At 70.8% G+C, this 13666-nt stretch carries 9 protein-coding genes; 1 reads left to right on the forward strand and 8 read right to left on the reverse strand.

Annotated elements, in window-relative coordinates:
* Positions 1 to 24: 24 nt before the first annotated feature.
* The 8 genes from LQ326_RS30950 to LQ326_RS30985 all read right to left on the reverse strand — a co-directional run bounded on the left by LQ326_RS30950 (position 25) and on the right by LQ326_RS30985 (position 12191).
* On the reverse strand, positions 25 to 501 hold the full coding sequence (locus LQ326_RS30950; RefSeq protein ID WP_234542347.1) for a hypothetical protein: 477 nt from the start codon (positions 499 to 501) through the stop codon (positions 25 to 27).
* A gap of 157 nt (positions 502 to 658) precedes the next feature.
* Positions 659 to 3352, reverse strand: a complete 2694-nt coding sequence (locus tag LQ326_RS30955) for an HD domain-containing protein (RefSeq protein WP_234542348.1) — start codon at positions 3350 to 3352, stop codon at positions 659 to 661.
* 9 nt (positions 3353 to 3361) lie between these two features.
* Complete coding sequence (locus LQ326_RS30960; RefSeq protein ID WP_234542349.1) at positions 3362 to 3847, reverse strand: hypothetical protein; 486 nt, start codon at positions 3845 to 3847, stop codon at positions 3362 to 3364.
* 110 nt (positions 3848 to 3957) lie between these two features.
* Complete coding sequence (locus tag LQ326_RS30965; RefSeq protein ID WP_234542350.1) at positions 3958 to 5415, reverse strand: AAA family ATPase; 1458 nt, start codon at positions 5413 to 5415, stop codon at positions 3958 to 3960.
* Positions 5416 to 5604: 189 nt separating this feature from the next.
* Positions 5605 to 7221, reverse strand: coding sequence for a methionine--tRNA ligase (gene metG / locus LQ326_RS30970; protein ID WP_234542351.1), 1617 nt, complete (start codon positions 7219 to 7221; stop codon positions 5605 to 5607).
* A gap of 108 nt (positions 7222 to 7329) precedes the next feature.
* On the reverse strand, positions 7330 to 9096 hold the full coding sequence (locus tag LQ326_RS30975) for a VWA domain-containing protein (RefSeq protein WP_234542352.1): 1767 nt from the start codon (positions 9094 to 9096) through the stop codon (positions 7330 to 7332).
* Between the two features lie 258 nt (positions 9097 to 9354).
* Entirely contained in the window at positions 9355 to 11310 is a 1956-nt protein-coding gene (locus LQ326_RS30980) for an FUSC family protein (RefSeq protein WP_234542353.1), read from the reverse strand.
* Between the two features lie 77 nt (positions 11311 to 11387).
* Positions 11388 to 12191: an alpha/beta fold hydrolase gene (locus LQ326_RS30985; RefSeq protein WP_234542354.1), complete on the reverse strand. Its 804-nt coding sequence runs from the start codon at positions 12189 to 12191 to the stop codon at positions 11388 to 11390.
* A 78-nt stretch (positions 12192 to 12269) separates the two neighbouring features.
* On the opposite strand from LQ326_RS30985, the gene LQ326_RS30990 reads away from it, so the two are divergent.
* Entirely contained in the window at positions 12270 to 13607 is a 1338-nt protein-coding gene (locus LQ326_RS30990; protein ID WP_234542355.1) for an aminotransferase-like domain-containing protein, read from the forward strand.
* The last annotated feature ends 59 nt before the right edge of the window (positions 13608 to 13666 follow it).

Below are 13666 nucleotides of genomic sequence, written 5' to 3' on the forward strand. Positions count from 1 at the left end.
AGCAGTTGGTTGTGTCCGGGCCGGTCAGGTGTCGTACCGGCCGTTCCAGGGCTCGCCGAAGCCCAGGTGGTCCGGGTAGAGCTCGGCCCAGCCCCCGTCCTCGTCCTCCTTCGCCACCAGTCCGAAGAACGCGCCGTCCACCACGAGCTGGAACGGGCGTATCGCGATGTCCTTGTACGTGCGCCTGGGCAGGCTGCGCAGCATGCCCGCCAGGCGTGCGCGGGCCCGCGACAGCACCGACTCGGCGCCGTCCGGGTCGAGCTGCTGCTCGGCCCAGCTGCCCGCGCACCAGATCTGGGAGTCGCGGTAGTTGCCCTCGGCGTCGAAGAGATGCAGCACCGAGTAGAGCCGTTTCTGCTGCTCCCAGCCCTCTTCGAGCCGGAACCCCTCGGGGAACGCGTAGGTGACCGACGCCAGGAACTGTCCGCCGGTGTAGTGACCGATGGCCTCGGTACGGCCGTGGGGCTCGTAGGCGATCGGGATGAGGTCGGGGATTGCCATGGCGAAACCATACGGATGTGTTGTGAGCATGCAGGTACGGGGCCGCCGCTCCTGCAAAAAAATTCACTTCTCTCCACCGGGCACGGCAGCGGGCGAGGCTGCCTCTCCGACGTCCTGAGGGGCTCCAGGCACCCGCACCCCGGCCGGTGGCACCGCGTCAGGTGGATGTCGCGACGGGCCTGCGAAGCAGGTAGCCCCACACAGAACCGAAGTTCTCGTCCTCCGGTGAGAGGGTGTCGGACCAGTTCCGCTTCTCGATGGGGGCCAGCAGCGACTCGAGGGTGCACGACCAGGCCTCGCACAGGCTGCGCAGGAAATATCCGTCCAGGTCACTCGACATCCGCCACCATCTCTTCTGCCAGGTCGCTCGGGTGTCGTTGCTCGCGGACTGGTAGGCGGTGTCGCGGTTCTCCGTGTAGGGGAAGACCTCGAACAGCGGCGAGCCGGGGTATTTCTCGCAGATGAGGATCCAGCTGTCGGGGAGCTGTACCCGCTGCCACGAGAGGTAGTGATAGACGCCTGGCGGTCGGGTGTTCCAGGCCAGCGGGGCGCCGACGGCCAGGAAGATCTGGTCATGCCGCGCGGCCCACTCGGCGATGTCGCGGGGGCGCATCGGGCCCTGTGAGGTGAGAGCGAATGCCACGTCGTCGGGGAGCGTGTCGAACGCCCGGTACAGAGTGCCGGCCAGTTCCAGCTGGAGCGGTTCGCCGAACTGTTCCGTATCGCGCAGCTGCTGTACCTGGGTCCGCATCCACTGCCGTACCTGTTCCTGGTTGGCGACCAGGTCGGCTCGGTCCCGTGAGGCACGATTCGGCCGCCCGCCGAGGTATCCGACGAAGGGCGTTGCCTGATCGGCCAGGAAACCATTGACCGTCACGATTCCCCGGTAGCGGTGACCGCCTCGGTAGTACACGCTGTTCCAGAGCGTGGCCAGTCCGATACGGGCTCCGGAATCGTCCAGCACCTCGGTGGCCCGTGCGGCGAACTCCTCGCGCATCTCCAGGCGCTGCTTCTCCTCCCCGATGCTCCAGCTGTCGAGCTCGGCGGGGTAGAGACGGTCGAAGACCTGCTCCGGGGAGGCGGTGGCGAGGGAGAACGGCGCGAGGGTGTCACCTGTGGCCGAGGCGGGCTCACGGGTGTGGATGGGAACCGAGTTCTCCAGGACCAGGCGCTGGACCAGCTGGCTGAGCCGGTCGTCCTCTGTGCGGTACAGGAGGCCCAGCGTGTCGTTGGGACTCTTCTTCAGGGTGACACGCACTGTCGTGCCCTCGGCCACCCAGCCCTGCGTGGGCATGGGCGTGAGCAGGGGACGGTGCGAGGGTCCCTTCAAGGTGAGACGCCGGGCGTCCTGGACCGAGGCGTCGTAACGGCGGGTGATCAGTTCCACGTGGTCGCCGAGCAGGAAGACCGAGAAGAAGCCGATACCGAACCGGCCACTGGGTTTGAAGCCGCCGCTGGCCAGTCCGGGCAGGCGGTTGCGGAGGCCGGGGGAGCTCCAGCCGCTGTTGCCGAAGTCCAGCAGGCCGTGGGTGAGCGTCTCCTCGTCCATGCCCACTCCGTTGTCACAGACTTCCAGGCGCCAGGAACCGCTCGTCTCGGTCAGGCGGATCTCGATCCGTCCGTCGGTGAAGTCCGGCTGCAGAGCCTGGCGGGCGAGGATGGCGTCCTGGGCGTTCTGAACGAGTTCACGTACCCCGACCTCCGGTTCGTTGCCGTAGAGCTGCTCTCCGCCCAGACTCTTGACCAGGGCGGGGACGTCGGAGACCTTGATGGTCGCGTCGATGGGGCGCCAGCCTTGCACCGGGAAATGCTCGGCGAAGCGCTCGGGGGAGTCGACTCCGGCGACGGCGCGGGCCGCGAGCCGGTCTTTGCCGAGGTCGTGCAGGAGAGCGTCGACCGCTTTCAGCTCCTGGTCGATACCGCGCAGATAGCCGAGGGCCAGCCACCAGGAGGACGCGTCCTCCGGGAGGAAGGGCCGCTGCGAGGTGTACGTGACCCGGTCGCCGTTCAGGTCCGGGCGCCCGGTGTAGGTCTGGAAACGCCAGTGCTCGCGGGAGGACTCCTGCGGATTGCGGAGCGCGAACAGCAGGGTGGGAGCACGCCGGCCGTCGATCTGGGCCGCGTCCGCCAGCCGTAGGATGCAGGCCAGCTTGAGCGGATCGATGGTCCAGTCACGCGACTGCCACGGCCATGAATTCAGCCTGCGACGGAACTCGTCGGCGAGTCGGTCGACCGGCCACCAGTGGCTGGCCGCGAGGCTGCCGATCAGCGGACCGTACGCCTCCCGTAACCGGACGTCGTCGATGAGGTAGATGTCGTTGCCCGCGCTGGATCTCCAAGCCTGGTCCACCAGCCGGCGTGCCTGCTCGGCATGTGATTCACGGATCGCTGTGACACGGCAGGCGGCGGCGATCTCAGCAGGTGGGGCGTCGAGCTGTTCCTGGTCCGGCCAGCATCCCTCCTGGCGGTAGTAGGCCACCGACAGCAGGTCGCGCCATCGCTCCTCGCCCAGAGACGCGGGTACACCCGGCGCGTACGCGGCCTCCCCCATCGCCGCATCGTGCAGCACGAACGCGCAGCCCAGCACGTAGGCTTCAGCGGGATTGAGCGTCACCTCCTTTCCGCAGACGAGATCGGCCGTTTCCCACAGGGCGTCCACATGACTGATGTCGTGAACGGTGAAATCGGGCACGCTGCGAGCGTTCTCCTGAAGCAGCGTGGCTGCTTCCTGCCGCAGTTTCAGATACGACGTGCGCAACCGCTCGCGCTGTTCGGAGTGCGGGTCGTCACCTGGGCACGCGGCAAGAGTGCTCTGCCACAGGGACGTGCTGGTGTAGTCGTGCTCTGACACCGGGGACGATCACCTCATCGCGGGCAGGAGGAAGAGTGCGGCGATCAACCACATCGCGATCACCGATACGACGATGAAGAGCAGGACGTAGGTTTCGTACCAGCGCGGGAAGTTGCCCGGCCGGGGGCGTTTACGGAAGCCGGGGCCGACGATCTCGTCGGTGATGTCGCACTCTTCGTTGCGGTAGTCCAGCCAGTTCATCGCGCCCACCACGATGAGGGTGCCGGTGAACGCGGCGACGACGGTGACGAGGGCGAGCAACCCGATCACTCCGCCTCGCGCGGTGGCCGGTGCCAGATTCCACTTCCGGTAACCGACGAACAGGGCGAGAGCCGCACTGACCAGTGCGGTGGCGAGCGTCTGATAGAGGGCGAGGAAGCGGTACGCGTTCTCGTTCACCATGTGGATCTGCTGGAGGATGTAGCGGTAGCGCTCCAGCGCGAACTCGTTGCGGACCGCAGCCGTCTCCGGCCTGGTCTCCCCCGGTGCCGTCATCGCCCCCCACCTGTCCGGTTCAGCAGCATAGGCAACTCACGGCTGCCCGGCTTCAGTTTCGCCGACACTTGTGGACCGGACCAGGGCGCCGCAGGGAGACCGGCCGTCGATCACGACTTCCACGCCGAGACCACCTCCCGTGGCCCCCAGACCAGTCCGACCGCGTCGGCGGTCACGGCGGGCGTGGTACCGGACAGGGATACGACGGCCAGGTCGGCCGCCGTCTTGGTGCCGAAGCCGGGGATCTCCCTGGCGCCATGGGCGAGGGCGTTCAGGTCCTGCCGGCCGAAGGGGGTGGTCAGCCACTTCACGGACCCCGCGAAGAAGACGGTGCCGGCGACGGGGGCGCGGTCGGCCCCGACGAGGTCGATCTCCGGTGCGAACCGGCGGTTCCACCAGCCGCCGACGACCTCGGTGTCGGGCCAGGGGAAGTCCCCCGTCGCGGCGACGAGTTCCAGCGCCTCACGGATCAGGGGCTCGACGGCCCGGCCGCGCCAGGCGGCCCAGCGCCGCTCGACCACCCGGTAGGCCCCCTCGGGGCGACCGCGCCGAGACAGCTCCTGGGCGGAGCGGGTGGCAGCCAGGTAGAGCCGGAGACTGCTGTCGGCCACACGGTAGAGGGCGGGTTTGCCCGGCTTGGCCGAGAGAGGGATGTCCGATGCGAGGACCCGCTTCTCTTCGGTGAGCCGGCGGAGGAGAGGGGACAGTATCCCGGACGGCAGGGCCCCGCTCTGGCTGCCTGCCGTCGCCGCGACGTTCGCGTGTGTACGGTCACCGCTGCCCACTGCCTCCAGCACCCGGCGGGCCTGGTCGGGCGCCGGGAACTCGGCCAACAGGGCGGCCTCGGGAACGCCGAACAGCGCGGAGGCCGGATCGGCGCACTCGGACTTGATGAAGTCGAGTGCGGGAGTGCCGTGCGGCCAGGCGCGCAGGATTCCCGGCAGGCCGCCGGAGACGAGGTGCGCGTCGATGGCGTCGGCTGCTACCAGGCCCAGTGCGCTGCCTGTCTCCGCCGGATTGAGCGGACCGAGGATGAACGCGTCGGCGCGCCCGTAGAAGGGGCGATCATACGCGGTGAACCGCTCCATCATGTGCAGATTGCTGCCGAGCAGGAGAAGCAGGACAGGACGGCCGGACAGCAGCCGGTCCCAGGCGGTTTGCAGTGCGCCGTCGAACACGGGGTCCTGCTCGGCGAGCCAGGGAAGTTCGTCGAGGACGACGATGCTGGGCGTGTCGGGCAGCAGGGCCGCAAGGGTACGGAAGGCGTCGGGCCAGTTGGTGGGGGCTGCCGTGGGTACGAGTTCCGGGTCGGAGGGAAGTGAGGACTCACGCAGCTCCGCGGTGAAGTCGGCGATGCCCTCCAGGGGTGAGGCGCCCTTGGTCGCGGTGAAGAAGACGTACGGACGCCGGGCCCGGTCGCAGAACTCCTGGACGAGCCGTGATTTCCCGACCTGTCGCCGTCCACGGATGGCGACCGCCGCTCCGGCCCCCTGCGCTCTGATTCGTTCGAGCCGCTTCTCCAGCACGGCGAGTTCGGCATGTCGGCCTACGAAGGGAGCGGTGGGCATGGAGCCTCCCGGGTGCCACGCGAGCGCTAGGTAGATTACTTCTACGTAGATTACTTCTACATAAAGCTCCGGGTCGTCTCGTGCCTGGGTTCGCCGCACGCACGGGGAAGGGCCGGCGGGAGGGGGTCCTCCAGCCGGCCCTTCGGGGCTGGTGCGGGGGCGAGGCGGAGCCGGGCACCCGTCCGGATGCTAGGCGGTCGGCTTCTCTTCCAGGCGTGGGAAGAGGATCGCTCCCTTGGTGACGACCGAACCGGCCGGCAGCCTGCCCCAGGTTCCGGCCTCCTGGACCTTCTGGTCCGCGACCGTGCCGAGGGCCGGCTCCGCGCCCAAGGAGTCCCAGAGCTTCTGAGAGGTGTCCGGCATGACGGGGTTGAGGAGTACCGCGACCCCGCGGAGCGATTCGGCGGCGGTGTAGAGGATCGTCGCGAGACGGGCCCTGCCCTCGGCGGAGTCGTCCTTGGCGACCTTCCACGGCTCCTGCTCGGTGAGGTAGCCGTTGACCTGCTTGACGAAGTCGAAGACGGCCAGGATGCCGCCCTGGAAGTCCAGCTCGTCACCGATACGGCGGTCCGCTTCGGCGACGGCCTTCGCCAGACCCTCGTGGACGGCCTTCTCCGCCTCGCCGTCAGCCGCCGGGGCGGGCAGTTCGCCGCCGAAGTACTTGCCGACCATGGCCGCCACCCGGGAGGCGAGGTTGCCGTAGTCGTTCGCCAGCTCGCTGGTGTAGCGGGCGGAGAAGTCCTCCCAGGAGAACGAGCCGTCCTGGCCGAAGGCGATCGCACGCAGGAAGTACCAGCGGTACGCGTCCACGCCGAAGTGCGAGGTCAGGTCCTGCGGCTTGATGCCGGTCAGGTTCGACTTCGACATCTTCTCGCCGCCGACCATCAGCCAGCCGTTCGCGGCGACCCTGCCCGGCAGCGGCAGGCCCTGGGCCATCAGCATGGCCGGCCAGATCACCGCGTGGAAGCGCAGGATGTCCTTGCCGACCAGGTGTACATCGGCCGGGAAGGTGTCCTCGAACTTCGCCTGGTTCTCGTTGTAACCGACCGCCGTGGCGTAGTTCAGCAGCGCGTCGACCCACACGTAGATCACGTGCTTCGCGTCCCACGGGATCGGGATGCCCCAGTCGAAGGTCGAGCGGGAGATGGAGAGGTCCTGCAGGCCCTGGCGGACGAAGTTCACGACCTCGTTGCGCGCCGATTCGGGCTGGATGAAGCCCGGGTTCGCCTCGTAGTGGGCGAGGAGCTTGTCGCCGTAATCGCTCAGCTTGAAGAAGTAGTTCTCCTCGCTGAGGATCTCCACGGGCGTCTTGTGGATCGGGCACAGCTTCTGGCCGGCGAAGTCACCTTCGCCGTCGAGCAGTTCGCCGGGGAGTTTGTACTCCTCGCAGCCGACGCAGTACGGCCCTTCGTAGCCGCCCTTGTAGATCTCGCCCTTGTCGTACAGGTCCTGCACGAACTCCTGTACGCGGTCCGTGTGCCGCTTCTGCGTGGTGCGGATGAAATCGTCATTCGCGATCTCGAGGTGCTCCCACAGGGGCTTCCACGACTCCGTGACGAGCTTGTCGGCCCATTCCTGCGGGGTGACCCCGTTGGTCTGGGCCGTGCGCATGATCTTCTGACCGTGCTCGTCCGTGCCGGTGAGGAACCACACCTTCTCGCCGCGCTGACGGTGCCAGCGGGAGAGCACGTCGCCTGCGACGGTCGTGTAGGCGTGGCCCAGGTGAGGAGCGTCGTTGACGTAATAGATGGGGGTGGTGACGTAGTACGCCTTTCCACCCTGCTTCTCGGATCCAGTGGCCGCCATAGGTCGAAATCCTACTTGGCCCGAGGAGATCGACTCACAGGCGTTTCGGGGGGTGGACCGGCAGCTTCCGGTTCACCCCCCGAAACGCACTGCGTGTCGCCGCGGCTCCTACGGGCGCCAGTCGATCAGGAGACCGTCGTAGAGTTCCGCGTCCGTGAGCTCCAGGGGGGTCGGGCCCGCGTGGAAGAAGGCCGCGTTGCCGGTCTTCAGCTTGCGGAGGTAGTCGAAGGCCTTGTTCTCGTGCTCGCCGAAGGCGACGAAGGAGAAGAAGACGGCGGGGTGGGACTTCGCGGCGTCCGTGAGGGACTGGGTGGCGGGGGTCTTGGCGTCCGGGGCGCCGTCGGTCTGGAAGACGACGAGGGCGGGGGCGCCGGGGGCCTGGGTCTTGTCGTAGTGCGCGAGTACGGCTTCGACGGCGGCGTGGTAGCTGGTACGGCCCATGCGGCCGAGGCCGGCGTGGGCCTCGTCGATCGCGTTCTCGGGGGAGGCGGGGGTGAGGTCGGTGGTGCCGTCGACCTCGGTGGAGAAGAAGACCACGTGGACGGAGGGGGTCTCGCCGGCCGGGGTGAGCCGGGTGGCGAGGGCGAGGGTCTGGTCGGCGAGGGCCGCGGCGGAGCCGTCCTTGTAGTACGGGCGCATGCTCGCGGAGCGGTCGAGGACGAGGTAGGCGGCGGCGAGGGTGCCGGTGAGGCCGGCCTTGGCGAGGGCGGAGGTGGCGGCGTCGCCGGGGGCGTCGGCCTCGGCTTCGCCTTCGGCGGGAGTGCTCCCGCCCGCACCACCCGTGACGGTTTCGTGGTCGGGTGCGGGTGGCCCCTGTGGGGCGGATTCGCCGTCGGCGGCTGCGGCGGCGGGTTCGGGGACGGCGGCGGGCTCCGGGGTGGCGGTCCCGGCCGCCGCCTCGGCCGGTTCGGCCTCCGCCTCGGGGGCGGACTCGGACGCGGACTCGGGCTCGGGCTCGGGCTCGGGCGTCGGTTCGGCGGCCGCCTCGGCGACCGGCTCCGGCGTCGCCTCGGGCTCCGGCTCGGCTTCGGTGTCCGCCTTCGCGACCGGCTCGGGTTCGGACTCGGGAGCCGGGTCGATCACCGCCTCCGGCTTCCCCTCCCCCTCGGCCACGGCTTCGGCTTCCGGCGTCGGCTCGGCCTCGGTCTTTGCGGCGGGCTCGGCCTCGGCCTGCGGCTCCGGCGTCGGTTCGGCTGCCGGCTCCGCGGCCACTTCAGCGACCGGCTCGACCTCGGCCTCCGGCTCCGCGGCCGCCTCTGCCACCGGCTCCGGTTCGACCACCGCCTCGACCACGACCTCGGCCTTTACGGCGGCCTCGGCCTCGGTCTCCGATTCCGGCGTCGGTTCGGCCTCGGTCTTCGCGGCGGGCTCGGCCTCGGCTTCCGGTTCCGGGGCCTCCTCCTCCTTCGCCTCTGTCGGCAGCTCCGGCTCGGCTTCCGCCACCGGCTCTGCCGCCTCGACCTCAACCTCGACCTTGATCACCGGCTCCGCGACCTCGGCCTCGGGTGCCGTCTCGATGTCAGGTGCCGCCTTGGGCTCGGTCTCAGCCGGCGCTGGCTCGGCCTCAGCCTCAGCCGGCACCGGCTCGGCCTCGGCCTCAGTCGATGTGGCGGGCTCCGGCTTGATCTCGACCTCCGGTTCGATCAGGCGCGTCGCCTGCTTCGGAACCGTGATGTTGTCGAAAGCGGCGGAGACCAGATCGTGTTCGTCGGTCGTTGCAAGGCGGGGCTCCGGAACCGCCGCCGGGGCTTCCGGTTCCGGTGTCGGCGCTTCCTGCTTCGACTGCGAAGGGAGCTGGTCTGCACCCTCTGCCTCGGCGGGGCGCGGCTTTCGCGACCGGCCGAATGCATTCCGCAGGAGAGTGAGAATGCCCATGTGTGCAACCCTTCGCGTGAGTTGATACCCGTCAATCGCTGGCCAGGACGGACACGTAAGGTTAGCGGCCCCAGGTTGCGATCTTGGGGAGGGTCGATGACTCCTGTCGGGCGTAGGGACGGTCGAGTCCCAGCCCGTTCTCAAGTCCCCCTCGGCTTCGCCCGGTTCTTCTTCCGTTCGCCGGGCGGCCGTTCGTGTGCGCGGCTTCGATGTCACGCTTGCGCCAAGATTTCGCAACAATGGGGCAAAAGGGTGCGTTCAGTGCGGGGAGGCGATCGCCCTGGCCGCCGCCACCTCCTGGCGCAGTGGTTCCAGGACGCTGTCCGGTGGGCCGGTGAGGTCCGTGCGGACCGCGACGAGGGTCTCCGAGCGGCGGACGCCCTCCGCCAGCTCGCGCAGTTGCAGGGTCACCTGATCGACCTCGGCCCGGTCCGGGGGCGGTGCTCCGTGTCGTACCCGGACCCGGGCGGCCGTCGTCGCGTCGACGATGCGTTCCACGGCGACGACCAGGGGCCACCAGGCGGCCGCCCGGCGGCCGGTGGGCGGGGGTTCGCTCAGGGCGCGCTGGAACTCGGTGCGGATCACGGACAGATCGCGGTAGAGGCGGCGGCGCATCCGGGCCCGGGCGGCGGGGTCCGCGCCCACGCCGAAGGCCAGCTCGACGTAGGCCGCGGTGTCCGCCACCGCGTCGGCCAGCCGGTCGCCGACCCGGGTGCGCCAGCTCTCCGGCCAGAGCAGGTAACCGGCGATCAGCGCGATCGCGCAGCCCATCAGGGAGTCGAGGAGGCGGGGTAGGAGCAGGGCCGTGCCCTGGTGGTTCAGCAGGTCGGAGAGGAGCAGGATGACCGGGGTGATCGCCGCCGTCTGGAAGCCGTAGCCCCGGGGGGTCAGGGTGGGGACCAGCGGGGCCAGGAGGGCCATCACCGGCACGTCCCACCAGCCGCGGGGTACGACGGTGAGGACCGTCGCCGCCACCACCAGGCCCGCCACCGTGCCCAGCGCGCGCAGCAGGGCGCGGGAGAAGACCGAGCCGAAGTCGGGCTTGAGGACGAAGGTGATGGTGAGGGCGACCCAGTAGGAGCGCGGGACCGGTACCAGCGAGACCAGGGCCTGGGCGATGCCGATGCACAGGGCGAGACGGAGGCCGTAGCGCCAGGAGTTGGCGGACAGGATCACGTTGCGGGCGGCCCGGGCGGTGCGGATGCCGAGGGTCGCGGGGCGGCCCAGGCGGTCGTCGATGCCCCGGGGGTCGACGTCGGGGGTGGTGGCGACCTCGGCCACGTGCCGCACGGCGTGGTCGACGGCACGGCCGGTCTCGTTGCCGGGCTCGGGCAGGTGCAGCCCTATCGGGCCGGTGTAACCGGTCTCGATGGCGCCGGCGATGTGCAGCACCGCCGCCGGGACCTCCGGCGGCAGCGGCCTTCCGGCGAGGCGGGCGAGCCGGACGGCGGGGGCGGCCTCCACCACCGGGGTGATCGCGTTCAACTGGGCCAGCATTCGGGTGAGTTCGCGGCTGCGGCCGCGGTACCGGGCGCGCCGGGCCAGGATCAGGTCGTATGCCTGGTTCAGCGACTGGGTGACGGTGTGCCGGGCGCGGTCGTACGCCTCGCCGTCGTCGGAGTCGCAGACGGACAGCAGGTCGGCGACCGTGCGGTAGGTGGCGGCGACCGCCGAGCGTTCCGGTACGCCCGAGCGCAGTGGCCAGGCCAGCAGGGCGAGGAGCAGGACCAGCAGGCCGCCGCCGGTCATCAGCACCGGCGTGAGCCACCAGGCGCCGGGCAGCGGCAGGCCCGCGCCGATCACGGAGTTGAGCAGGAGGAGGAGACCGGAGACGGAGGACACCGCGCCGATCGTCGAGATCATCCCGGAGAGCAGCGCGATGCCGGTGACGACGGCGACCGTGAGCCAGCCCTGGCCGTAGACCAGGGAGCCGGCGGTGACGCCGACGGCGCCGAACAGCTGCGGGACCGCGATGTTGAGGATCCGCATCCGGTAGGCGTCGGCGGTGTCGCCGATGACCCCGGACAGGGCGCCCATCGAGGCGAGCGCCCCGTACGCGGGCTGTCCGGCCGCGAGTCCGACGGCGAGCGGGAGGCTCATGGCGGTGGCGGCGCGGGCGACGGCGGCCCAGTTGAGGGGGGCTGCCTGCTGGGGCCGGAGGTTCCGTACCAGCCAGTCGGGAGGGGTGAGGCCGATGGGAAGCTCGCGGGACATGCGCCCATTATCGAGGGACTCGGGGACGGTGCCGGTGGCGGGTGAGAGCCACCACGAGGGCGCGGTGGGCCGCCGCGTCACCCGCCGGGGATCACGAAGGCCTCGTCCACCCGGGCCAGGAAGTCCCCCAGCACCCGGTTGAACTCCTGCGGGCGTTCCAGGTTGGGCAGGTGGGCCGCCCCGTCGATGACGTGCAGGGCCGAGTCGGGGAGGAGGGCGTGCATCGCCTCGGCGTCGGAGACCGGGGTGTACTCGTCGTCCGCGCCGACGACGACCAGAGCGGGGACCGTGACCCTGGTCAGCAGGGGGCGGTAGTCGGGGCGTTCGGCACGGCCGCGGAGGGCCGCTGCCGCGCCCTCCGGGTTCGTGGCCGTCATCATGCGGTGGACGTGGGCCTTCACGTCGGGGTGGGCGCGCGGCGCGACCATCTTCTCCAGGACCTCGTCGGCGTAGCCGCGCATGCCGTCGCGGAGGAGGCGGTCGGCCATGGCGTTCCGGGTCCGTCTGCCCTCCGGGGTCTCGGGGTCGGCGAACGTGTCCGCCAGGACCAGGCCCCGGATCCGGGCGGGGCCGAGGCGGCCGTAGCACTCCATCGCGATCTGGCCGCCCATGGAGAGGCCGGCGAGAACGCAGGTCGTCACGCCCAGTGCGTCGAGGAGTTCCGCCAGGTCCGCCGCGAATCGGGAGAGCGGGGTGATGCCCGGGGTGAGCGGGGAGGCGCCGTAGCCGCGCAGGTCGGGGACGATGACGCGGCGGGCGGGGGCGAAGGCCGTCCGCTGGGGGTGCCACATCGTGCGGTCGAAGGGGTGGCCGTGGACGAGGAGGAGAGGGGTGCGGGGAGTTCGCGGGTTGTCGTCGTCGTGGGCGAGGCAGGGGGGCATGCGATCGACCCTAGGGATCCGCGACTTCTCGGTGCAATAGAATCTTTGCCCTCGGTGCAATGAGGGTGGAGGGGGAGCGTGGACGACTTCCGGGGGATCGCGGACAGGATCGCGCTGGACATCGCGCGGGGGCGGCTGCGGGCCGGGCAGCGGCTGCCGCCGCAGCGGGCGTTCGCGCGGCGGCACGGGATCGCCGCCTCGACCGCCGGGCGGGTGTACGCCGAACTGGTGCGGCGCGGGCTGGTGGTGGGCGAGGTCGGACGGGGCACCTTCGTGCGGGCCGCGCCACCCGCACCGCAGGGACAGGCGCTGGTCGAGGACGGTGCCGCGCGGGTCAATCTGGAGCTCAACTACCCCTCTGTACCAGGGCAGTCGGAGCTGCTGGCCCCGGCTCTCGCTCCCCTGCTGCGGCCCGACGCGCTCACCGACGCGCTGCGGCCGGCCGCCGCCGCCGGCACCCCGCACGCCCGGGAGGCCGCCGCCGCGCTGCTCGCCACCGGCGGCTGGCGGCCCGACCCCGGCCGCGTCCTCTTCACCGGCAACGCCCGGCAGGCCGTCGCCGCCACCCTGGGGTCCCTGGTCCGGCCGGGTGGCCGGGTCGGGGTGGAGCCGCTTACGTATCCGCTGGTCAAGGAGATCGCGGGGCGGCTCGGCGTGACGCTCGTCCCGGTGCGGGCGGACGAGGAGGGGCCGGTCGTCGAGTCCGTCCTGGCCGTGCACCGGACCGCCCCGCTCTCCGCGCTCTACCTCCAGCCGACCCTGCACAACCCGACCTCGGTGACCGTCCCGGCCGAGCGCCGGATCCACCTGGCACGTGCGGTGAGCGACTTGGGGCTGCCGGTCGTGGAGGACCGGATCTGGTCGTTTCTGCACGACGGCCCCGAACCGCCGCTCGCCGCCCTCGCGCCGGGGCTCGTCCATCTCGTCGACGGGCTCTCCAAGCGGGTCGCGCCCGGTCTCACCGCCGGGTTCGCCGTCGTACCGGAGGACCGGGTGGGGGCGGTGGCGGCCGCCGTGCGCTCCGGAGGGTGGAGCGCGGGGGCGTTCGCGTTGGAGGCGGCCGTGCGGTGGATCGGGGACGGGACCGTGGCGCGGCTCGTGGCGGCCAAGCGGGAGCAGGCGGCGCGCCGGCAGCGGCTCGCCCGCGAGGCGCTGACGGGGTTCGCCGTACGGTCCGATCCGGCAGGGTATTTCGCCTGGTGGGAGCTGCCCGAGCCGTGGCGGGCCGACGGTTTCACGGCGGCCGCGGCCGACCTTGGGATCGCGGTCACGCCGGGTACCGCGTTCCGCGTCGACCCGAAGCGGACGCCGGACGCGGTACGGATCGGGCTCGCGTCGGCGACGGAGCCGGAGCTGGTGGGGGCGCTGCGGACGCTGGCCGGCCTCGCGGCGGGCGGCGGGACCGCGGGGCGGTGAACGGCATGAAAGGCAGGGGGAGACCGGCCGTGCGGGTGACGGCGGTGCGGCGCGCGGGG

It is taken from the genome of Streptomyces shenzhenensis, from assembly GCF_021462265.1.
In the GTDB taxonomy this organism is placed as follows: domain Bacteria; phylum Actinomycetota; class Actinomycetes; order Streptomycetales; family Streptomycetaceae; genus Streptomyces; species Streptomyces shenzhenensis.